At 51.6% G+C, this 217-nt stretch carries 1 protein-coding gene; it reads right to left on the bottom strand.

Annotation, left to right across the window (positions count from 1 at the left end; all coding sequences use genetic code 11):
- Positions 1–217, bottom strand: a 217-nt coding sequence (gene rpsM, locus B3849_RS17305; RefSeq protein WP_286780474.1) for a 30S ribosomal protein S13, incomplete at both ends; no start/stop codon positions are given.

Below are 217 nucleotides of genomic sequence, written 5' to 3'. Positions count from 1 at the left end.
GACGCTTGATGTTCATCTGCGTGTCGCGACGCAGGTCACCTTCGACGGTGTAGTTTTCGTCGATATACTCACGGATTTTCAGGATTTCAGCATCCGAAAGTTCGTTGATACGACGTGTGGAATCGATGCCAACAGCTTCGCAGATTGCAGCTGCCGAGGAGTTACCGATACCGGTGATATATGTGAGGGCGATTGGAACCCGCTTTGCAGTCGGGAT

It is taken from the genome of Sulfitobacter sp. UBA4523 (assembly GCF_002388305.1).
Classification (GTDB): domain Bacteria; phylum Pseudomonadota; class Alphaproteobacteria; order Rhodobacterales; family Rhodobacteraceae; genus Sulfitobacter; species Sulfitobacter pontiacus.
The sequence above is the reverse complement of the archived record's forward strand: the minus strand, read 5'-3'. Positions and strand labels throughout refer to the sequence as shown.